19 protein-coding genes are annotated in these 20,869 nt (G+C 37.7%); 9 read left to right on the forward strand and 10 right to left on the reverse strand.

The window, feature by feature from the left end; translation table 11 throughout:
* The first annotated feature begins 11 nt into the window (after positions 1-11).
* The 6 genes from LB465_RS05315 (at position 12) to LB465_RS05340 (ending at position 5,350) form a co-directional block, all read left to right on the forward strand.
* Positions 12-1,067, forward strand: coding sequence for a sugar phosphate isomerase/epimerase family protein (locus tag LB465_RS05315; RefSeq protein WP_224467858.1), 1,056 nt, complete (start codon positions 12-14; stop codon positions 1,065-1,067).
* A gap of 9 nt (positions 1,068-1,076) precedes the next feature.
* Positions 1,077-1,844, forward strand: a complete 768-nt coding sequence (locus tag LB465_RS05320; RefSeq protein ID WP_224467860.1) for a 3-keto-disaccharide hydrolase — start codon at positions 1,077-1,079, stop codon at positions 1,842-1,844.
* 120 nt (positions 1,845-1,964) lie between these two features.
* Positions 1,965-3,176: a bifunctional alpha/beta hydrolase/OsmC family protein gene (locus tag LB465_RS05325; RefSeq protein ID WP_224467863.1), complete on the forward strand. Its 1,212-nt coding sequence runs from the start codon at positions 1,965-1,967 to the stop codon at positions 3,174-3,176.
* A gap of 98 nt (positions 3,177-3,274) precedes the next feature.
* The gene (locus LB465_RS05330) at positions 3,275-3,871 is read left to right on the forward strand and encodes a superoxide dismutase family protein (protein WP_224467865.1); all 597 of its coding nucleotides are present in this window, start codon (positions 3,275-3,277) and stop codon (positions 3,869-3,871) included.
* Between the two features lie 145 nt (positions 3,872-4,016).
* Entirely contained in the window at positions 4,017-4,547 is a 531-nt protein-coding gene (locus LB465_RS05335) for an RNA polymerase sigma factor (protein ID WP_224467867.1), read from the forward strand.
* Positions 4,547-5,350 (forward strand): anti-sigma factor, encoded by an 804-nt coding sequence (locus LB465_RS05340; RefSeq protein ID WP_224467870.1) that lies wholly within the window; start codon positions 4,547-4,549, stop codon positions 5,348-5,350. The genes LB465_RS05335 and LB465_RS05340 overlap by 1 nt, the downstream gene beginning before the upstream one ends.
* Before the next feature lie 252 nt (positions 5,351-5,602).
* On the opposite strand, the gene LB465_RS05345 is transcribed toward LB465_RS05340, so the two are convergent.
* From LB465_RS05345 to LB465_RS05355, 3 genes are read right to left on the reverse strand one after another with little or no spacing between them, the layout of a single operon-like run.
* The gene (locus LB465_RS05345; protein WP_224467872.1) at positions 5,603-6,355 is read right to left on the reverse strand and encodes a LytR/AlgR family response regulator transcription factor; all 753 of its coding nucleotides are present in this window, start codon (positions 6,353-6,355) and stop codon (positions 5,603-5,605) included.
* Entirely contained in the window at positions 6,355-6,648 is a 294-nt protein-coding gene (locus LB465_RS05350) for a 2TM domain-containing protein (protein ID WP_224467874.1), read from the reverse strand. Before LB465_RS05350 ends, LB465_RS05345 begins: the two co-directional genes overlap by 1 nt.
* Positions 6,649-6,650: 2 nt before the next feature.
* Positions 6,651-7,976 (reverse strand): 2TM domain-containing protein, encoded by a 1,326-nt coding sequence (locus LB465_RS05355; RefSeq protein ID WP_224467876.1) that lies wholly within the window; start codon positions 7,974-7,976, stop codon positions 6,651-6,653.
* A 191-nt stretch (positions 7,977-8,167) separates the two neighbouring features.
* Between LB465_RS05355 and LB465_RS05360 the strand changes: the two genes are divergently transcribed.
* Positions 8,168-8,602, forward strand: a complete 435-nt coding sequence (locus LB465_RS05360; RefSeq protein WP_224467878.1) for a hemerythrin domain-containing protein — start codon at positions 8,168-8,170, stop codon at positions 8,600-8,602.
* A gap of 67 nt (positions 8,603-8,669) precedes the next feature.
* On the opposite strand, the gene LB465_RS05365 is transcribed toward LB465_RS05360, so the two are convergent.
* Positions 8,670-9,977: an NAD(P)/FAD-dependent oxidoreductase gene (locus tag LB465_RS05365; protein WP_224468055.1), complete on the reverse strand. Its 1,308-nt coding sequence runs from the start codon at positions 9,975-9,977 to the stop codon at positions 8,670-8,672.
* Between the two features lie 176 nt (positions 9,978-10,153).
* On the opposite strand from LB465_RS05365, the gene LB465_RS05370 reads away from it, so the two are divergent.
* Together LB465_RS05370 and LB465_RS05375 are read left to right on the forward strand one after the other, a co-directional pair.
* The gene (locus LB465_RS05370) at positions 10,154-10,648 is read left to right on the forward strand and encodes an RNA polymerase sigma factor (RefSeq protein ID WP_224467880.1); all 495 of its coding nucleotides are present in this window, start codon (positions 10,154-10,156) and stop codon (positions 10,646-10,648) included.
* Positions 10,649-10,654: 6 nt separating this feature from the next.
* The gene (locus tag LB465_RS05375) at positions 10,655-11,293 is read left to right on the forward strand and encodes a hypothetical protein (RefSeq protein ID WP_224467882.1); all 639 of its coding nucleotides are present in this window, start codon (positions 10,655-10,657) and stop codon (positions 11,291-11,293) included.
* A gap of 261 nt (positions 11,294-11,554) precedes the next feature.
* Here LB465_RS05375 and lpdA read toward each other — a convergent pair whose 3' ends face one another.
* The 6 genes from lpdA to LB465_RS05405 form a co-directional block, all read right to left on the reverse strand.
* A complete protein-coding gene (lpdA, locus tag LB465_RS05380; RefSeq protein WP_224467884.1) occupies positions 11,555-12,961 on the reverse strand; it encodes a dihydrolipoyl dehydrogenase in 1,407 nt (468 codons plus the stop codon).
* Between the two features lie 88 nt (positions 12,962-13,049).
* Positions 13,050-14,408 carry an NAD-dependent succinate-semialdehyde dehydrogenase gene (locus LB465_RS05385; RefSeq protein ID WP_224467887.1) on the reverse strand — a complete coding sequence of 453 codons (1,359 nt, stop codon included), beginning with the start codon at positions 14,406-14,408 and terminating at the stop codon, positions 13,050-13,052.
* Positions 14,409-14,555: 147 nt separating this feature from the next.
* A complete protein-coding gene (locus LB465_RS05390) occupies positions 14,556-15,806 on the reverse strand; it encodes a C45 family autoproteolytic acyltransferase/hydolase (protein ID WP_224467889.1) in 1,251 nt (416 codons plus the stop codon).
* Positions 15,807-15,892: 86 nt separating this feature from the next.
* The gene (locus LB465_RS05395; RefSeq protein ID WP_224467892.1) at positions 15,893-17,683 is read right to left on the reverse strand and encodes a biotin carboxylase; all 1,791 of its coding nucleotides are present in this window, start codon (positions 17,681-17,683) and stop codon (positions 15,893-15,895) included.
* A 4-nt stretch (positions 17,684-17,687) separates the two neighbouring features.
* A complete protein-coding gene (locus tag LB465_RS05400; RefSeq protein WP_224467894.1) occupies positions 17,688-20,444 on the reverse strand; it encodes an aminotransferase class I/II-fold pyridoxal phosphate-dependent enzyme in 2,757 nt (918 codons plus the stop codon).
* A 2-nt stretch (positions 20,445-20,446) separates the two neighbouring features.
* The gene (locus LB465_RS05405; protein ID WP_224467896.1) at positions 20,447-20,863 is read right to left on the reverse strand and encodes a VOC family protein; all 417 of its coding nucleotides are present in this window, start codon (positions 20,861-20,863) and stop codon (positions 20,447-20,449) included.
* Between the last annotated feature and the right edge of the window lie 6 nt (positions 20,864-20,869).

Here is a 20,869-nt window from a genome sequence, read left to right on the forward strand (position 1 = left end):
ATAGTAACATTATGAAAACAGTAAAAGGACCTGCGGTTTATTTAGCGCAATTTATGGATTCCGAAAAGCCATTCAATAGTTTGGATGGTTTGTGCGAATGGGCTGCAGATTTAGGATATAAAGGAATACAGATCCCAACCTGGGAATCGGCTTTAATCGATTTAAAAAAGGCAGGGGAAAGTAAAGATTATTGCGACGAAATTAAAGGAAGAGTAGAATCGTACGGACTGGAAATCACCGAGCTCTGCACCCATTTACAGGGGCAACTTGTTGCAGTTCATTCTGCTTACGATACAATGTTCGATAATTTCGCACCCAAAGAAGTTAAAGGCAATCCCAAAGCCAGAACCCAATGGGCAGTTGAGCAAATGAAAAGCGCAGCCCGTGCCAGCAGGCATTTTGGTTTGGATGTTCACGGGACTTTTAGCGGATCTCTACTCTGGCACACTGCGCATCCCTGGCCACAAAGACCGCAAGGCCTTGTAGAAATGGGGTTTAAAGAACTTGCAAAACGCTGGACTCCTATTTTAAATGAATTTGATGAACAGGGCGTAGATGTTTGCTACGAAGTTCACCCTGGAGAAGATCTTCACGACGGAGTAACTTTTGAACGTTTCCTGGAAGCGACAAATAATCACAAACGAGTAAATTTATTGTATGATCCCAGCCATTTTGTATTGCAGCAATTAGATTATATTTCTTACATAGATCATTATCACGAATTTATTAAAATGTTCCACGTAAAAGATGCCGAGTTTAATCCCACCGGGAAAAAAGGCTCTTTTGGTGGTTATGGCGACTGGATAGATCGTGCGGGAAGATATAGACATCCCGGGGACGGCCAGGTAGATTTTAAAACCATATTTTCTAAATTAACCGAATATGGATGTGATGTTTGGGCGGTTCTTGAATGGGAATGCTGCATCAAATCGCCCGAACAGGGCGCTCGCGAAGGAGCCCCGTTTATTCAAAATCATATTATTGAAGCTACCCAAAAGAAATTTGATGATTTTGCCGGAAGCGAAATTGACGAACAAAAATTAAAAAGAATCTTAGGACTTAATTAAATATATAGAATGAAAAAAACAAGTTTAATTTTAGCAACGGCTGCAATTATGGCCACAGCATGTAAATCTGATAAGGAACAACAGGAAACAAAAGAGGCATATGAAGCTGATGCAGCCAATGACACTACTGCAATGGCTAGCAATGATGATAACTGGACCGAATTATTTAATGGGCAGAGCCTTGAAGGCTGGAAAGCTTTTAACGCCGATTCTATTTCAGACCAGTGGCAGGTAGAAGATGGTGTGCTTGCTTTTATTCCTGCCGAAGGAGAACGCGAAAGTTCTGAAAACCTTATTTCTGAAAAAACCTACACTAATTTTGAACTTTCCCTGGAATGGAAAATTTCAGAAGGAGGAAATAGCGGAATTATGTGGGGTGTCCAGGAAAGTGAAGAGTTCTCTGAACCTTATTTAACCGGACCGGAAATCCAGATCCTGGATAATGATTTACACCCAGATGCAAAGAATGGTGAAGTTAGACAGGCAGGTGCCCTTTACGATATGATGCCGCCAAGCGAAGATAAAACTAAGAACGCAGGAGAATGGAACCAGACGGTAATAAGAATTAACCACGAAACCAATAAAGGTTCGGTTCGTCTAAACGGAACTTTGATCAATGAGTTTGCCGTTCACGGGGAAGAATGGAGTAAACTGGTAGAAAACTCAAAGTTTAAAGATTGGGAAGATTTCGGGAAAAACCGGGAAGGCCACATTGCCCTCCAGGACCACAGTGATAAAGTTTGGTTTAGAAATATTAAAATTAAAGAACTGGAATAATCCAGAGTCTCTTTTGATTTAAAAGCTGATTGAAATTCATAGCACTTATATTGAATTTGCAATCAGCTTTTTTGTTTTAGGTGTTGCCAAACAATTTGTACCTTGAATAAAAACTAAGCTATGAGAACCGAAAAAGTAAACTTTAAAAATAAGAATGGCGATGATCTATCTGGTTATTTAGAACTCCCTTTTAATCAGGAACCTCATAATTTTGTGCTTTTTGCTCATTGCTTTACCTGCAATAAAAATTTCTTTGCTGCTAAAAATATTAGTCGCACCTTGGCGCGAAACGGTTATGGGGTTTTACGTTTCGATTTTACGGGATTGGGAGAGAGTGAGGGAGAGTTTTCAGACAGTAATTTCTCCGGAAATATCCAGGATCTTATTGCGGCGGCTACCTATTTGGAAGAGGAGTATAAAGCTCCCAGCTTAATAATAGGACATTCACTGGGTGGAGCTGCAGTTTTATTTGCGGCCAAAGAATTGAAATCGGTTAAAGCGATTACAACAATAGCGGCACCTTCTACTACTGCACACGTTCAACATTTAATACAAAATAATGTTGAGGAAATTGAGAAAAACGGAGAAGCTCAGGTAAATATCGGGGGACGACCTTTTAAGATCAAAAAGCAATTTCTTGACGACATTGAAAAACATAAGTTAAAACCTTACCTCGCCGATCTTAAAAAATCACTTCTGATTATGCACTCACCACAGGATAATATAGTGAGCATTAAAAATGCTGAAGAATTATATGTAGCGGCAAGGCACCCTAAGAGTTTTATCTCCCTTGACGGAGCAGCGCATCTACTTGCTGCCAAAGGTGACGCTACTTACGCCGGTAATGTAATTGCTACCTGGGCTGCACGATATTTGGAAATTCCGAAGAAAGAAATTCCGGAATCTGATGCAGATGTTGTGGCGGGATTAGAGAAAGAAGATGCTTTTACTACAAAAATGAAAGCCGGAAACCATAGCTTCTTGGCCGATGAACCCATAAAAGCCGGTGGAAAAGACTACGGACCTACTCCATATCAGCTCTTATCTTCCGGTTTGGCTTCCTGTACTTCTATGACGCTTCAAATGTATGCTAAGCGAAAAAAATGGCCTTTAGAAGATGTGGAAACACACGTTTATTATTCTCGCGAACATCAGGCAGATTGCGAAAAATGTGAAGAGAAAGCTTCAAAAATAGATACTTTTAAAAGAGAAATTAAACTTTATGGCGATTTGGATGAAAAACAGAAAAAACGATTGCTAGAAATTGCAGACCGTTGCCCTGTTCATAAAAGTTTAACTTCAGCAACAAACATAAAAACCAAATTAATCTAGACTGAAACCCGGTGTTTGTTAACCTATCCTTAAATCTTTGGCTATACAACGGGATACGATTAATTTAGTAATGTTAAATCTAAAAACCAATCCAGATTATGAAACGAATAAGTTTATCACTAGTATTTTGCGCCTCATTATTTATAATAGGTTGTAAAAACGACAAAAAAGAAAACGATACTGAAAATGCTGCCGAGACAGAAATGAATTCTGAGATGGAAGCACAGCAGGATGAGGAAGAGGTTAAAGAAATTACTGTTCCTCTAGAGCCTAAAAGTGGAAGCGAATTAGGTGGCGAAGTAACTTTTACTCAAGAAGATGGCGAAGTTACTATGGAAGCTACAATTACAGGTTTAGCTGAAGGTCAGCACGCGATCCATATTCACCAGAAAGCAGATTGCTCTGCTGAAGATGGAACTTCTGCAGGTGGCCACTGGAATCCAACCAACGAAAAGCATGGTAAATGGGGTGATGCTGAAGGTTACCATAAAGGTGATATTGGAAACTTTGAAGTTGATGCTAATGGAGAAGGAACTGTTAGTATGACTACCGATGAATGGTGTATAGGTTGTGACGACGATAATAAGAACATCGTTGGAAAAGCCATTATAGTGCACGACGGAGTAGACGACTTCACTTCGCAACCATCTGGAGCTGCAGGCACAAGAGTTGGATGTGGTATAATAGAAATGTAATTTCTTTTACATAAGTTTTAATAAAAAGCGGCTAATTGCCGCTTTTTATTTTTTTCGGGAAATACTTTTTTCTACATTTACTCACTATAAGTGAGACTTTAAGACTTTTCCCCAGGTAAATCACTGAGTAAGCCACTATTATTTTATGCAACAAGACGCCTTAATTCTAGAACTTCAAAATGGCAATGAACGTGCTTTTGAACGTATTTACCACTTATATTCAGAAAGTACCTACGGGATTATTTACAGTATAATTAGAGATGAAAGTATTGCCGAGGAAGTTCTTCAGGATGTATTTTTAAAAATCTGGGATAAAGCCCCTAGTTATAACTCAGATAAAGGCCGTTTTTTCACCTGGATTCTTAATATTGCACGTAATACTTCCATAGATAAAATAAGATCTAAAGATTTTAAAAACGATCAACAAAACCTTAAGACAGATAACTTCGTAGATATATTAGAGGCAAAGACTAATTTCTCTGAAGCAGTAGATACAATTGGACTTAAAAAGTACATAGACGCCTTAAAGCCGGTTTGTAAAAAGTTAATTGATTATCTATTTTTTAAAGGCTACACACAAAAAGAAACTTCAGAAGAATTAGATATGCCGCTGGGAACCGTTAAAACCCGAAATCGGGTTTGTATAGATAAATTAAGAGCAATGGTAGTTAAGTAATGGATATTCAAAAGTACATATCGTCTGGAATTCTTGAACTGTATGTTTATGGCGCACTTTCTGAAAAAGAAAGTCGCGAAGTTAGTCGTGTACTAAAAGAGTATCCCGAAGTTAAAACCGAGGTTGAAGAAATTGAAAAAGCTTTACTTACTCTATCTTCTGCAGCGGCCCCAAACAATGCTGAACATTTAATTTTCTCAATTAAAGAGAAATTAGCTAAATCTTCAAAGGCACCTACGCCGGTAACAACTCCTGTTAGATCTATTAACTGGATCACTTATTCAGGTTGGGCAGCAAGTTTATTATTACTTATAGGACTTTTCGTTTTCTTTAATCGAACCAACGATCTAAGAGACGAATTAAGTGCCGAACGAGCCAGAAATGCTCAAATGGAAGAACAAATTGCCAACGCACGTGAAAATGCTGAAAAAGCTGAAGAACTGCTTGCGGTAATTAGAGATAGAAACGTAGAGCGAGTGCCTTTAAGAGGCCAGAATGTAGCTCCTGAGGCATTTGCCTCCGTTTACTGGAATACGCAGGAAAACACTGCTTATATAGACGCTAAAGATTTACCCCAACCGCCGCGCGGAAAAGTATACCAGGTTTGGTCACTTACTATGCAACCACTTACACCAACCAGCATAGGATTGTTGGATGATTTTGAAGCTGACGGTAATAAGGTTTTCAGTCTTGAAAATCCAAACCAGTCTGAGGCTTTCGGGATTACTTTAGAACCCGAAGGTGGTAGTGAAACCCCAACAATGGAACAATTATATGTTTTAGGTACGGTAGCCGCACCTTAGATTATCCTTACTATAAAATCTGGAAAACAAACAGGAGTTCTTAAGTTGTTTTAATCTCAAACATTGGTTAAAAAAAATGAAGGCTCGCCATATTTCTATACGGCAAACCTTCACATAACCAACCAAAAAAATAAAATTCAGAAAACCAGGGGGCTAACAAAAACAAGTTATTTTGAGATTCCCGTTTTTCATCAATATTTACGGAGAAATTGGAGTGAAGGTTTTAATATCTTCTTTTTTAACATTTTAAGCTTAAGAAATCCAGCGTTTAAAATCCTTAACCCTTTCACGACTCACAATAAGCTGAAATTCAGTAAAAGCATTTAGTTTCACTTCTAAACGGCTATTGGTATAGCTAATAATATCTTCTATACAGTCAATATTTACAATGGATTTGCGATTGATTCTGAAGAATTTTTCAGGATCCAACTCATTTTCTAAGTTTTCAAGGGAGATATCTACCGGGTAATTTCTTCCGGTCGTTGTAGTGAGATAAGAAGCTTTATTTTCAGAATAAAAACAGCAAATTTCATTGGTAGCGATAATCTTTAAATGTTGACCTACTTGAATGGTAAACCGGGTTTTGTAATCTGGTTTGCTTTCGGTCTCCAACATCTTTCTAAATACATTAAAATCTATCTGGGAGTTATTTTTTAGATAATTTTCCCTGAATTTACGCACTGCATTGGTCAGCTCTTCTTCATCTATAGGCTTCAGTAAATAATCAACACTATTCAGTTTAAAAGCTTTTAAAGCATATTCATCATAAGCAGTGGTAAAAATAACGGCGCTGCTAATTTTCACCTTTTCAAAAATTTCAAAAGAAATTCCGTCACTAAGTTGAATATCAAGGAAAACAAGATCCGGTTCTGGATTTTCTTTAAACCAGGCAACACCTTCATTTACTGAATGTAACATCGTATTAACCTCTAAATCGAGCTTTTTCAGCATTCTTTCCAAACGTCGGGCAGCAGGTTTCTCGTCTTCAACAATAACTATTTCCATTATTCCCAACGCTGTTTTTCTTCTTTTTCCATATACTCCTGAATCTTGCGTTCTTCCCATCGCTTATCGAACATAGGGTTCAATCTAAAAGCTTTTAAAGCGTCGAAGGCCAAACCGATTCCCCAACCTCCTACAACCCATAAAAACCAGGGATATACCCATTGATTCGTATAGTAATTGATTCCCGCTAGAAATAAATTCACCAAAATATAGGAGAATAAATGATTGTAGAATTCCCGCAATTCTTTAACCCGCTCCCGGGCTTTTAAATATTTATCTTCTGAAGTTTCCATAATTAGTTGATTTTATCTTTTTGCATTAATTCCTTAATTTTTCGCTCTTCCCAATTTTTACCGAGTAAAAGGTTATAGTTAAAAACTGACAGACCGTGAAAAAACACGCCTATTCCCCAACCAATTGCCGGGAAAACAACCCATATAAATCCGCTATAGGTCAAGTAATTAAACAATCCCAGAACAGGAATTACAATCAGGTAGGAAGTTAAATTTCCATAGAATTCGCGCTCTGCTTTTACTTGCTTCTTTGCCCGTAAATAAGCGTCCTCTTTGGCATAAACCGGTGCTTGCTTTTCCATTTTTACAATTTTAGTTAATAAAGGAAGTTTTACAATAAATACATTATGAGAATTATCGATTTCTATCTTCCTATCGGTAAGCAAATGATAACGTTGCTTAATATTAGAAAGCCCAACTCCACTTCCCCGCTTTAGAATCGCTTTGGGCTGAAGATTATTTTTCACCACCAAATTTCTATCTTCTTCTATAATGCTAATCTCTAAAGGATTTTCAGAATTTACCGTATTGTGTTTTATGGTATTTTCCAATAGCAATTGAAGCGAAAGTGGAACAACCTTGGCTTCCGGATTTTTTAATACCGAAGGAAAATTAAACACAATAGCATCTTCAAAACGCATCTTCAGCAAATCCATATAGGTTTTAGCGAATTTTAATTCTTCTTCAAGGTCCACCAGTTCTTTATTTTTCTGTTCCAAAACATAGCGGTAAACTTTGGAAAGCGCGCTTGTAAACTTCTGAGCCTGCTCCGGATTTTCATCGATTAACGCACTTAAAACATTTAAACTATTGAATAAAAAATGAGGATCTAATTGATTTTTAAGGGCATCAAATTTTGCCGAAGCCGTACCGGCGATTATCTTTTGTTCTTTTACTTTCTTTTCCTGTAAAGCCTTGTAAAAATAAATAAGATGAAAAAACAAGGAAATAATGGTCGTAAAAAGCAATGGAAAAAGATAAAATGACATCCTCTCATTGCCAAAAAATTCCTGAAATGCAACCCCTTCATAAACTACGTGATGCAGTAACCGACAAATAAAGTATCCTATTAATGTTAAAATTACTGAACCAAAAGCCCCCAAAAGCACTTTTTTTATGTTGGCATTTTCCCAGGTTATCTTTGCTCCAAACCACCAGAAATAACTGGCGTTTAAATAGGTGAGAATAAAACTGTAGGAAAAATAAAGAAGCCAGGTTTCCAGCTCCAGCAATTCTTCAAAATTAAATCCACTGAAGAGAATTTCCAGAAAAAAGATCACCAGGGTAATCGTGATACTGATTTTTAGAACTTTGAGAAAGAATTTCATCGATTTCTATTTACAAGGCTAAGATGCGAGAAAGTCATTTTCTTTACTAATTAAAATTTCTGAATTGTAGAAAATCTAAACTGAACTGTTTTTGTTCTTTAGAACCGGTTTAAACTATAGGGAAAACTCGGGTTTAAATTTTCCTTAACATAAAAATCAATAATTTAGAACCTTAACCAACACCCTAAATTATGAATATTTTTGAAGCATTACGCCAGGAACACGAAATACAACGCCATCTTGTAGCCAAGTTGGTAGAAACCCAAGGCGATACCGAAGAAAGAAAAAAGATCTTTGAGCAGTTAAAACACGAATTAAAGATTCACGCTGATGCTGAAGAAAGGCACTTTTATATCCCTCTAATCAAGAAAGACCTTACACAGGAAAAAGCCAGGCACAGTGTGGCCGAACATCACGAGATGGATGAGCTTATTGAGCAATTGGAAGATACAGAAATGGACGCTTCTAACTGGCTGAAAATCGCAAAAGAGCTTGAGCATAAGGTAATTCATCATTTAGATGAAGAAGAGCAGGAAGTTTTTCAAATGGCCGGAAAAGCCCTAACCGATAACCAAAAGACCAGCCTTGCCGAAGATTATAACAAGGAAATAAAGAAAATGAGATAATACTGGAAATGAAAATTTGAATACTAAAATGCAGTTAAGCGAAAATTTCACTTAACTGCATTTTTATTTATATCTCTTCTTTATCTACTTTCATTTGATTTTCATAACCTTTAAACGGTCTGATTATCAGTCGGGCGGCCTTATCGTAATTCCAGTAATTATAAAGCCAGTTAAAGAAAGTCACTAAACGGTTTCTAAAGCCAATAAGGAACCAAAGGTGTACGAACATCCAGATGAACCAGGCGAAAAATCCACTAAACGAGCCCTGTTCTAGATCTACAACCGCACGGTTTCTTCCAACCGTGGCCATAGTTCCTTTATCTTTATATTTAAAAGGTTCAAGTTTTTTACCTTCAACGATATTCATAATATTTTTTGCCAAATGTTTCCCCTGCTGAATTGCCGGCTGGGCAACCATAGGATGACCTTTCGGGTAATCTTTGGTTTGCATTAAGGCGATATCACCAATGGCGAAAACATTATCATAACCATTAATTTGATTAAAAGCGTTCACCTCATACCTGTTTGCTTTTTCTACTAAAGCTTCAGCACTTAAGCCTTTTACCGGTGCCCCAGTTACTCCAGCGGCCCAGATAAAAGTTTCAGTTTTTAAGGTAAGATCTGTATTGGTTGTTACTAAATGCCCATCATATTCTTCTACCATTGTATTCAGGTGAACTTTCACTCCAAGTTCTTCAAGAAATTCGTGGGCTTTTCTGGATGCTTTTTCACTCATTGGCGGTAAAACCCTATCCAGGCCTTCCAGGAGATGAATATTCATCTCAGTTGGATTTATATCAGGATAATCGTTGGGCACAATATGGTTCTTCAATTCAGCAATTGCACCACTAAGTTCTACTCCGGTTGGGCCTGCTCCTACCAAAACAAAGTTCAGCAGTGCTTTTCTTAGTTCTGGATCATCAGTAATTACAGCCTGTTCTAAATTTTCGAGAATTAGACTTCGAATATTCAATGCCTGCGGAACGGTTTTCATCCACATCCCGTTCTTCTCAATACTTTTATTTCCGAAGAAATTGGTTTTAGAACCGGTAGCAATCACCAGGTAATCGTAAATCAAATCCCCAATAGTAGTTTCTATATAGCTTTTTTCAGTATTAATAGATTTAACCTCGGCCATCCTAAAAATACATTTCTTACTATTTCGCGTAATCTTGCGCATAGGATAAGCAATAGAATCTGGCTCTAAACCAGAGGTAGAAACCTGGTAAAGTAAAGGCTGAAAAGTATGATAATTGTGACGATCTAAAATCACAGTTTGCACATCTTCGCCTATTAGTTTACGTACCATTGCCATTCCAGCAAAGCCGCCACCAATAATAACGACTCTCGGTAAATTTGTTCTTGGAATATTCATAAAGGTTTGTTTTCCTCGATAATCGAGATTTAAAATACCTTCTTTTATGGAGGTAGTCACCCAAATTTAAGTTTTCTCCTGCTTTGGCTGAAAAAATATGGCTGCATTAACTATACTTTATACTTTTTTGTAACATTGCAGCCTCTTATACTACATATAAGAGCTAACCAATTAATGTGGATAAGGAATTAGAACATCAGTTTGTAAAAAACCTGGAGAAACACCAGAATATTGCGCATAAAATTTGCCGTATATATACGAATAATCAAGATTCGCATAATGATCTTTTTCAGGAAATTACCATTCAGCTCTGGAAAGCTTACCCCAAGTTTAGGGGTGAAGCAAAATTTAGCACCTGGATGTACAGGGTTGCCCTAAATACTGCCATCACGTTATACCGAAAGAAAAAAAGAAGTATAAAAACGCAGGATTTTGATACGGTAGATTTTAAGATAAAGGCGGAGGAATATGACGATGAAACCGAGCAGCAATTAAAAGTGATGTATTCTGCAATTCAAGAATTAAATGATATTGAAAAGGCCCTTGTTTTCTTATACCTCGAAGATAAAAATTACAGGGATATTTCTGAAACCCTTGGTATTACTGAAGTAAATGCACGAGTGAAGATGAACAGGGTGAAAACGAAGTTAAAAAACATTTTAAATCCGTAGAGAATAATGGATGGACTGGATTTATTAAAAAAGGATTGGAAAAAACGGGAAGGTAATATTCCTCAACTTTCCTATAATGAAATTTACAAGATGCTGTGGAAGCGCTCATCTTCAATTGTAAAATGGATTTTTGTAATTAGTATTCTTGAGTTTCTATTTTGGGCACTCATTAATATTTTTATGGCCGATCATGAATACTGGGCAGAGATGGAACGGATTCATCTTAAAGAATTTACGGTAATAACTTATGTCATTAATTATGCAATAACTTTTTTCTTTATTTTTTGTTTTTATAAAAATTATCGAAGAATATCTTCTACTGATAATGTAGCAAAATTGATGAAGAATATCTTACGCACCAGAAAAACGGTAAAATATTATATAGGTTACGTTTTAATTTCAACAGCACTAATTACAGTTATTTACACCTATTTTTTTATGAATTATCACGCAAGTACCACTGTGGTAGAGGATGTAGAAAAATACAGTTTTACGCCGCTACAATGGCTAATGTTTGCTGGAATAATTTTAGGTGGGTTAGCAGTTTTCCTCGGAATTATATGGTTATTCTACCGGGTTGTTTATGGGATTTTGTTACGCCGATTGAATAAAAACTACAAAGAGTTAAAGAAATTAGAGGTTTAGATAACTACCTAGTTATTATAATTTGAAAGTAGAATCACCTTTATTATTTATTATTCCTAAATCGTTATTCATAACTGGTTTCAGGGTCTAAGTTTAGCTGAAAGTTAGATGCTGAATCAAGTTCAGCAGGACTGTTCTTTCTAGGCGAAAGTGGTGATTAATAATACCAGCGCCAGTTTAAACTTCAGGCTATAAAATAGAAAATGGCTGTTTGAGTTAATCAAACAGCCACTTTTTTATATAAAACTTTCTTAAAATTGTCTATACGTGAAGCGCACGGTTATCGGTAGCGGCCAGGGCGGCTTCCTTAACGGCTTCAGCATAAGTTGGGTGAGCATGACTCATTCTAGCGATATCTTCAGCAGATGCTCTGTATTCCATTGCGGTCACAGCTTCAGCAATAAGATCGGCAGTACGGGCACCAATCATATGTACACCTAAAACCTCATCGGTTTTTTCATCGGCAAGGATTTTTACAAATCCGTCTGTATCTCCACTTGCTCTGGAACGTCCAAGAGCACGCATAGGGAATTTACCTTCTTTATATTTAACGCCATCTTCCTTAAGTTGTTCTTCGGTTTTACCTACAGAAGCAACTTCAGGCCAGGTATAAACCACACCCGGAATCAGGTTATAATCAATATGTGGTTTTTGTCCGGCAATTGTTTCAGCAACAAAAGTTCCCTCTTCTTCGGCTTTATGAGCCAGCATCGCACCTTTTACCACATCACCAATAGCATAAATGTTATCTGTATTGGTTTGCAGATGTTCGTTTACCTCAATTCTACCTTTATCATCAACTTTTACTCCGGCAGCATCAGCATTTAAACCATCGGTAAAAGGTTTACGTCCTACTGAAACAAGGCAGTAATCTGCTTTTATTTCAATTTCTTTATCCTTTTTATCGTCAGCTTTTATAATGATCTCATCATCTTTACGCTCTACTGATTTCACTTTGGTAGAAGTATGGAATTTTACACCCTGCTTCTTAAGTACTTTTTGAAGTTCTTTTGAAAGTGCAGCATCCATTGTAGGAATAATTCGGTCTAAAAATTCAACAACAGTAACCTCAGCTCCCAAACGACGGTAAACCTGACCTAATTCCAGGCCAATTACACCACCGCCAATTACGACCATATGCTTAGGAATTTCCTTTAATTTTAAAGCTTCAGTAGAAGTAATTATTCGTTCTTTATCCAGCTCGATAAACGGAAGGTTGGCCGGTTTTGAACCTGTAGCGATAATTGTTTTCGCAGCCTCGATGGTTTCAGTTTTACCATCGTTTTTCTCAATATTGATGTGGGTTTTATCCTTAAAAGATCCAACACCTTCAAAAACATCAATCTTATTTTTATCCATCAGGAACTTCACCCCGTCGCAAGTCTGGCTCACAACCGAAGATTTACGTTCCATCATTTTTTTAAGGTTTACTTTTACCTCACCCGGTATATCTATCCCATGTTCTTCAAAATGTTCTACAGCATCGTGGTAATGGTGAGAAGAATCCAGTAGAGCTTTACTTGGAATACAACCTACATTTAGGCAGGTTCCACCCAGAGTTGAATATTTTTCTATGATAGCAGTTTTCATTCCCAGTTGCGCGCAGCGTATAGCGGCCACATATCCTCCCGGGCCAGAACCTATAACTGCAACATCATATTTACTCATAATTCTATTTTTTATGTTGATTTTTTAACAAAGTGAACACAAAAGTACAACTATTCGGGGCAATGACCAATGCTCATAAAATTATGATTTAGGCTTTAACATAAACTGTTTTCTTATTAACAAACTCCATCATTCCTTCTTTAGCTAACTCGCGGCCATAGCCAGATCGCTTGGTTCCACCAAAGGGAAGTCGGGGATCAGATTTTACCAGCTCATTAACAAAATAGGCGCCATCTCTAACCTTATCAGCCATTTGCATAGCTTTTTCAATATCCTTTGTAAAAACCGTAGTTCCCAGTCCAAACTTTGATTTCTCTGAAAGTTCAAAAGCTTCTTCTATGCTTTTTACTTTAATAATCGCTGCGAGTGGTCCAAATGTTTCTTCATCGAAAGCGGCCATTCCCGGTTTTACATTTCCAAGTAAGGTAGGCTGATGGAAACAATGATCCTGTTCCCCACCAAGTAACAATTCAGCTCCCTGTTCCAAAGATCTTTTTACCTGACTTTGAAGTTGATCTGCGAGATCTTTTCTGGCAAGCGGACCAACCTGGGTAGTATCGTCCATAATATCTCCTGCCTTTAACTCACTTACTGCAGCCTTGAATTTAGAAACAAACTCATCGTAAATTCCTTCCACTAGAATAAAACGTTTCGCGGCGATACAGCTTTGTCCGCAGTTTAACATCCTTGCAGAAACTGCTGTTTTAACAGCGCGATCTATATCGGCATCTTCCCAAACAATAAAAGAATTATTACCGCCTAACTCGAGTAAACTCTTTTTTATATATTTTCCCGAAAGTTGCGCCACTGCCGATCCTGCAGCTTCACTTCCGGTTAAGGTAACCGCTTGAACTGCATCGTGAGCGATAATCATTTCGGTTTGATCGTGATGTACAATTAAATTCTGAAAAACTCCTTTTGGATATCCAGCTTTTGTAAAAACCTCTTCAATCTTTTTAGCACAGCCAAAAACATTTGGTGCGTGTTTTAAAATTCCGGTATTTCCAGCGGTAAGTGTTGGTGCGGCAAACCTAAAAACCTGCCAGAATGGAAAATTCCAGGGCATAATAGCGAATACACTTCCTATGGGATCGTGCCTAACATAGCTATGAGTGGCATCTGTTTTTATCTCTTCAGGAGCGAGAAATTCTGCAGCATTTTCAGTATAATAATCACAAACCCAGGCGCATTTATTAACCTCAGCCCTGGATTCAGAAATTGGTTTCCCCATTTCCTGAGTAATCATTTGTGCATACTCTTCAACATTATCCCTTAAAACCTGTGCGGCTTTCTTTAAAAGTTCGGTTCTTGAAGAAAGAAGTGTCTTGCTCCAATCCTTAAATGCTTCTCCTGAAAGGTCTAAAACCTTTGTAGTTTCTTCTGCTGTTTGCGCAGTATACTTTCCAACCTGTTCTCCGTTATAGGGGTTTGTGCTATAAAATTCCATTGTGTTTTATTTTTTATTAGGACTGACATGAATTAGAAATGAAAATAAGGAACTAACTAAAAAAACCTGGTGTTATGAATAATAGCAAAATCCATTATTTATAACACCAGGTTCTATAGGAATATATTTAAACTCAATAAATAAAAATTAACTCCTCCAGGAATCGGCATATCCTGTTCCCATTTTACTCCAGAAACCGGCGACTGCCTGCCAGGAGACTTCTCCATTATTAATAATTTTGCCTCTTAATTTTTCAAGCTCCTTCTCATTTGTTGAAGGATGGGCCTGAGCCATAGCATTCACCATAATTTCGGTTACAGTTTCCTGCCAATCTACATTTTCGGCGTATTGCTCTTCAAATGGATCTTCTACCGTTTGAGCAATTTCCGCAGCTGGCTGGTTCCACCATTCAGTTGCAACCTGAGCTGGTTCGTAATTTATTAACTTATAAACTTCCTTAAAGTTTTCGAAAGTTTGTTGCACCGAAGCTTCAGGCCAGCGAAGTACTACTTTTCCATCTAGCGGGTGGTAAACCGAGGTGAATAAAGTTCCGAAACCTTCCTTGAATTTAGTATTATAAAGCGGTGCCTTAAGAAAGGCATTGGCTACCTGAGTGGAATCCACTCCTTTCTCTGACAACATTTTATTCAGAAAAGAAGATCGTTCCATCGTTTTATTAAACGCTGCATTTTCCGGCCAGTCTACAGTTCCCTGGTGATTCGTTGAAAAAGAAGCATCAGTAATCACTGGTGCTTTATCTGGTGCCAGTTGTACGGTCTTAAATTTCCCGGTTTTGTCTACTACGGTTACGTTATAAGACATATGTGAAGGAATCCTGATTAAAGCTGCAACAGCTTCATCAACATCACTACAAAATTCTAAAACATAACGCAAAATAAACGGAATACCAAAACCTACTCCTACCTCCTTTCGACCTCCGAAGGTAAGCGAAATGGCCAGGCCATCTTCATTCATACCATCTACTGCGCCAATAAGGCAATCGCTGGTTACGATTACTTTTTTATTATTCCAGGAAGTTAGCAATTGGGTTCCTTCCATTAAATCTGGATGGAAATCGTAATTTCTAACCAACTGAATTTCCTCTCCCGTAGTAACCGCCTGTGAGCAACCACTTATATAAGCAGGAGGCTGAAAGCCTGTTAAGAATCGTGCCGCTACCTTATCTCCTTTTGCAAGTTTGCATAAGCGCTGATAAGTAGGCCACATCTCTGGCATATACTTTTTAAGTGCTTCCTGCGAAGTTTTAAGATCTGGGTAATTGGTTGTTCCTTTTGAATTAAGCCAGCTTTTATAAGCGGGCCAGTGAGTATTATATAATTTTTGCCATTTAGAACCCGGTTTTCCGGGTTCAGAAATAGCATTAAAATGTAACTGCATAGATATGGGGTTTAAATAACTACTTGTACTTTTTAGGTTCGGCAAAGTAGTTTTAATTCCTTTTGAACCTTCAATAAGCCAGCATTTTATTTAGTTAAAGTTCCGGATAATTTTGGCTTTTTCTTATCCTCAACCATTTCAGAGGCATACTGTCCACGAATAGCTTTAATCCAATGCTTCGCCCTGTTATTCAGCTGAAAATCGTCGGTCATCATACGGCCACGACTAACCAAAATTCCCATATCTGCACCTTCGTAGAGGTAGTCCCCTTTACGACTAATACGTAAGAAAAAAGCTTCATTTTCATTTTCTACCGCCCTACGGTGGGTATCCATCCTGTCGAACTGAATATGGCCTGTATCATACATTCTATAAATACCCGATTTTGGTGCATGAGTGATATATTCTATAGTGTCTTCTGTATGTTTAACGATTAGCTGGCTCCATCCATCAATATTTTCCTGGCGGGCCCAACGATCATTTATAGCGTCAATATCAAGATCATAATCAATATCCATCCATTCCAAAATATGGAAAACGAATAATGGTGCATCTGCAAGCGCAAAAACAGCATGATTGGTTATGGAGCTAGCTCCCGTAACTCGCGGGTTTAATTCCCCTAAATAAATCTCTCCATTGTCCTGGTCTATTAGGAAATCAAGTTCAAAATATCCTTTATAACCTTCTTCCCGTAATTGATTTCCAAATAACTGGGTATATTCTATTGCTTTATCTCTTAGCTCAGGAGTAAACGCATTAGGGTAGATTTCGTTTCCACACCATCCACCTTCATAAGGAGTAAGTTCTTTAAAACCTACCAATTCTGTCATTAGCGGAGCAACGATGGTACCGTGTCTGGTTACACAAGCTTCTATAGCAGAACCTCGGCAACGAATACGCTTCATCACTTTAACTTCGTCTTCCTTTTCTATTTCTTCAGCATGTTTTTGATATTCCTCTTCATTCGAAATAAAGAAAGTAGTATGGCCAGAGTCACCAAAAGGGGTTTGGATAACCAACTCGTTTCCTAGATGCTTTGAAACCTCTCTCAAATGCTCAAAATTATCAATCTTTGTAAGTACATAAGGTACGCAGGCAACTCCTGCTTTCTCTGCGATCCGGTTGGTATTTACCTTATTATCCAGAAAAGTTCGCATTTCAGCTTTTGGAAACATAATTTCTAAGCCAAGTTTCTCTGCAAGCTCTTCGGTTTTCTCATTAAACATAAGGAACATGGCTTTACCAGCCCTTCCGTCTACAGATCTTGTTTTTAGGTAATCCTGAACTTCAGGATGCTGTAATAGATAATTGTTTATATCTTCTATACCTTCAAAATCATCGTGAGGAATTTCGGTTTTAGGAGAAAACACATTAGGATGAAGGCCGTCAAAACATTCGATATGGCAAATAAATTTGAATCCTTTGATCCACTCATCAGCACCTAAAAGATTGAAGTTTGTGGCACTTATAAAATATAAAGGCTCCTCGTTCTTATGGAAAGACCTTCTAATATCTGAAACTCCATTCAGCGCATTCTTGCTTTTGTATTGTCTGGGGGCATTCGTAGCTAATTTTTTATCTTTTACCTGCTTAGGTCCAACCGCTTTTTTACTTTTAATAGTTTTTGCCTTTTTAGCAGCAGAATCTGTAGTAGCTTTTTTCTTTTTATTAGCTGAAGAAGCAGGAGCTTTTCCCTGCTGCGCTGTAGAATCTGAAGGCACAGATTTCTTCCCTTTTAAAGGCTTTTCTTCTGTAACTTTTAATTTGCTATCTTTTTTAGCACTACGTTCCGGGGATACCGGTTCTTTTTTAGGTGTAGTTTTCTTTTTATTAGTTGCTCCTTTTTTATTGGAGGCTTTTGGTTTTTTAGATTCCATAATTTTAATTTTTTAAGTTAGTGATCTTTTTCTTCGCGTTGTTTCCCATAGAGCCCATAGAACTCACTGTCTTTTGACGGTTCAGCACATTGTCCTTAAAAATTCTTAGACCGAGATCTGCCCGGTACCCGTGAATTTCAGATACATCTAATGCAGTAAGAAATCTTATAATTTCTTTACTTACTACCTGGCCGGGAACAAGTACCGGAAATCCCGGCGGATAAGGGATTATAAAAGATGAAGCTACCAGGATCCTATTTTCCTCCATAGCGGGCAAACACTCCAGCAGCGGCATATATTCATAATTTTCTTCGTTGTAAGCGAGGAAAAATGCCTCTCTTATATTACCCCCAGGAACCCCGGGAACAGCCTGAAATGAATGGTGGAAATAACTAAAATCTGGCAATGGCGGAAAATCTTCGGTTAAAGATTTAATGCGATCCTTACGGTTATTCCCCTCTTTCTGGCTAAGAGTCTTGAATTCCTGATCTAACTCATCGGCTATCTTTAATAATGCATTGGTTAAATAGGTGACACTTCCCCTCGTGGTCCCAATATTCGTCATAAACAAAACCGTATTTCTGGAGGTTTTATTTATTTGAATATTAAATTTATCCATTAGATACCTGTTCTTAAAGGTATCACCATCTACTCCGGTTCTTCCTATATGCAAGGTGATTTTGGTAGGGTCTAAAACAAATTCATCCTGCTCCCAGGCGGTTTCCATCCTGTTCCAACCTTCCTTTGAATTATAATATTCCTTTATGCCCGATTTGCGGTACTGCTCCGGGATAAAATCGCTTATAGTTAGCACATCAAAATATTTCTTCAATTTAGGATGATCATTGACCTTAGCCCTTAAAACCATTGCCAATTCCACACTTTTTTCTACTAACTCATAACCTTCAAATTGAACCTGCCTTCTTCCAACGTCAAGGGAAGCAAGCATCTGGTAATTAGGAGAAGTTGAAGTATGCGTCATATAAGCTTCCATGAAGGTATTCTCGCTTTTTTTACGAAAATCCTCGTCCCATATATGTATCATAGAACCCTGGCGGAAACTACTAAGGGTTTTATGCGTACTTTGGGTAGAATATACCCTTATGCGTACCTCATCTGGATTTGGCAGGCTTGGAATTTCATTCTTTTTAAGCCCTTTAATATGAGCGTTGTATTCTTTACGGTAACTTTCACTTTGGTATTTATCACATAATTTCTGAGCAACAAACATTCCAGTACGTTGCTTGTAATTATATGTAAAACCGGCAAATGCAAACCAGGCTTCATCCCATAGAAAGATCATATCTGGCTTAATGGCCAGTATTTCCTGCATTACTTTTTCAACATTATAAACCAGTCCGTCAAAAGTGCAATTGGTTAACAAAAGCATTTTTACAAGGTTTAATCTTCCTGCCTTTTTTAATTGAAGAAGTTTTTCCTTTATCTGCTCCAGCGGCACCGCGCCATACATTGAATATTCTTCAATTGGATAAGAATCGAGATAAACCGGATAAGCTCCTGCCAATACAAGTCCGTAATGATGCGATTTATGGCAGTCCCTGTCAATTAAAATCACATCTCCAGGTTTCACCAATGCCTGCACTACAATCTTATTGGCGGTAGAAGTACCGTTGGTTACAAAATAGGTATTTCTTGAGCCGTAGGCTTCACTGGCTTTTTGTTGTGCTTTTTTAAGTGAGCCGGTTGGTTGCAATAAGGAATCTAAACCGCCGGTGGTAGAAGATGTTTCTGCCAGAAACATATTTCGGCCGTAAAAATTTCCAAAATCGTTGATCCATCTGGATTTAAAAACTGAATTACCCCGGGAAATTGGCATCGCATGGAAAATTCCGGTAGGTTTTTTACTATAATCTTTTAAAGCTGAAAAAAATGGAGTTTCATAACGCTCGCTTATTCCCCGAATTACTGTAAGGTGTAACTCCTGTAAATCTTCAGTTCGGTAAAAAATTCTTCTGAAGGTTTTTAAGGTACTGTCCTTTAAATTACTTAAAGCCGTATCGGTTACATAATAGGTATCCAGTTCTGGCCTGAATTTTTTTACCATGGTTCCTAAAATCGGCCCTAATTCAGTAGGCGATTTAGAACCATAATTCAATTTCAATATATTCTGAATAAAAGGTTTTATTGCAGGAGTAATCTTTTTTGAATGATAGGGAGGCGCATAGCGAATTACAACCGCCTGAATATTAAAATTAAACTGAAGGGCAATTAAAGCATCTTCAAAAGAACGTTGTACTACAATTCCATAGGCAAACTGCTCGTTAGACAGACGCATTTCTTTAAGGTCATGCCGAAGTTTATTTTCTTCTGCCTGAGAAATATCTTCTACAAACATGACTTCAAAATAATTCTTCTTAGCTACTTCGGTATATTCTCCTTTATCGCTAAGATCAGTTCCCGGATCTTCATCTTCCAAAAAATCGGGATTGCTTCTATACCTGTCACTTACCAGGTTCTTTGTGATCTCTGCTATTTTATGTGAGAGAGCGGTATGTTCCTGTCTTTCTAACATTTCACGCAGTGAGTCGATACAGGATAAACCTGGAAATGCAAAGAAGCATTCTACACCCTCGAGATCTTTTAAAAGCTGCCGAAGATTTTTTTTATGTGCCTTTTCATCTTCTGACCCACGAGGAGTAGAATGAAGTTTTGTAGACTCACTTTTTAAAGTATTCCAGGATTCCACTCTAAGTTGAGCGATATTATAATAATGTGCACTGTCTATTTTTTTCTCTGGCATAATTAATCTTTTGAGTGTAAAGCAAGCTTGTTTCCTTCAGAATCAATAAATATGGCAAAATGTCCCGATTCAGGATTAATCAGGGTTTTGGTCATCACAATTCTTCCTCCGGCTGCTTCTACTCTATTTAAAATACGGTTTAGGTCTTTTCCTGCATTAAGATAAAGCAGGGGGCCTATAATCCCGGGTATAGAATTTGGTCCCGTAACAATCGCCCCTCCAATACCCTTTTCTGCAGGGAAAAAAGCCATCGCATAATTCCCGTCAAATTGGGTTTCCATATCAATATTAAAAATGCGGTTATAAAAATCTACCGCTTGTTGGAAATTAATTGCAGGAATTTCAAACCAGCTTATAAAGTCCTTTACAGGTTGTTCTTCCTGTTTATCCTTTTTCTTCTTTTGTGTTGTTCCTCCCATAGTCCT

The sequence above is a fragment of the Salegentibacter lacus genome, from assembly GCF_020164555.1.
GTDB classification, from domain to species: Bacteria; Bacteroidota; Bacteroidia; order Flavobacteriales; family Flavobacteriaceae; genus Salegentibacter; species Salegentibacter lacus.

Bases quoted from the DNA above. Each gene is read 5' to 3' on its own strand.
- LB465_RS05315 (WP_224467858.1), top strand. From the start codon at position 12: ATGAAAACAGTAAAAGGACCTGCGGTTTATTTAGCGCAATTTATGGAT.
- LB465_RS05320 (WP_224467860.1), top strand. From the start codon at position 1,077: ATGAAAAAAACAAGTTTAATTTTAGCAACGGCTGCAATTATGGCCACA.
- LB465_RS05325 (WP_224467863.1), top strand. From the start codon at position 1,965: ATGAGAACCGAAAAAGTAAACTTTAAAAATAAGAATGGCGATGATCTA.
- LB465_RS05330 (WP_224467865.1), top strand. From the start codon at position 3,275: ATGAAACGAATAAGTTTATCACTAGTATTTTGCGCCTCATTATTTATA.
- LB465_RS05335 (WP_224467867.1), top strand. From the start codon at position 4,017: ATGCAACAAGACGCCTTAATTCTAGAACTTCAAAATGGCAATGAACGT.
- LB465_RS05340 (WP_224467870.1), top strand. From the start codon at position 4,547: ATGGATATTCAAAAGTACATATCGTCTGGAATTCTTGAACTGTATGTT.
- LB465_RS05345 (WP_224467872.1), bottom strand. From the start codon at position 6,355: ATGGAAATAGTTATTGTTGAAGACGAGAAACCTGCTGCCCGACGTTTG.
- LB465_RS05350 (WP_224467874.1), bottom strand. From the start codon at position 6,648: ATGGAAACTTCAGAAGATAAATATTTAAAAGCCCGGGAGCGGGTTAAA.
- LB465_RS05355 (WP_224467876.1), bottom strand. From the start codon at position 7,976: ATGAAATTCTTTCTCAAAGTTCTAAAAATCAGTATCACGATTACCCTG.
- LB465_RS05360 (WP_224467878.1), top strand. From the start codon at position 8,168: ATGAATATTTTTGAAGCATTACGCCAGGAACACGAAATACAACGCCAT.
- LB465_RS05365 (WP_224468055.1), bottom strand. From the start codon at position 9,977: ATGAATATTCCAAGAACAAATTTACCGAGAGTCGTTATTATTGGTGGC.
- LB465_RS05375 (WP_224467882.1), top strand. From the start codon at position 10,655: ATGGATGGACTGGATTTATTAAAAAAGGATTGGAAAAAACGGGAAGGT.
- lpdA (WP_224467884.1), bottom strand. From the start codon at position 12,961: ATGAGTAAATATGATGTTGCAGTTATAGGTTCTGGCCCGGGAGGATAT.
- LB465_RS05385 (WP_224467887.1), bottom strand. From the start codon at position 14,408: ATGGAATTTTATAGCACAAACCCCTATAACGGAGAACAGGTTGGAAAG.
- LB465_RS05390 (WP_224467889.1), bottom strand. From the start codon at position 15,806: ATGCAGTTACATTTTAATGCTATTTCTGAACCCGGAAAACCGGGTTCT.
- LB465_RS05395 (WP_224467892.1), bottom strand. From the start codon at position 17,683: ATGGAATCTAAAAAACCAAAAGCCTCCAATAAAAAAGGAGCAACTAAT.
- LB465_RS05400 (WP_224467894.1), bottom strand. From the start codon at position 20,444: ATGCCAGAGAAAAAAATAGACAGTGCACATTATTATAATATCGCTCAA.
- LB465_RS05405 (WP_224467896.1), bottom strand. From the start codon at position 20,863: ATGGGAGGAACAACACAAAAGAAGAAAAAGGATAAACAGGAAGAACAA.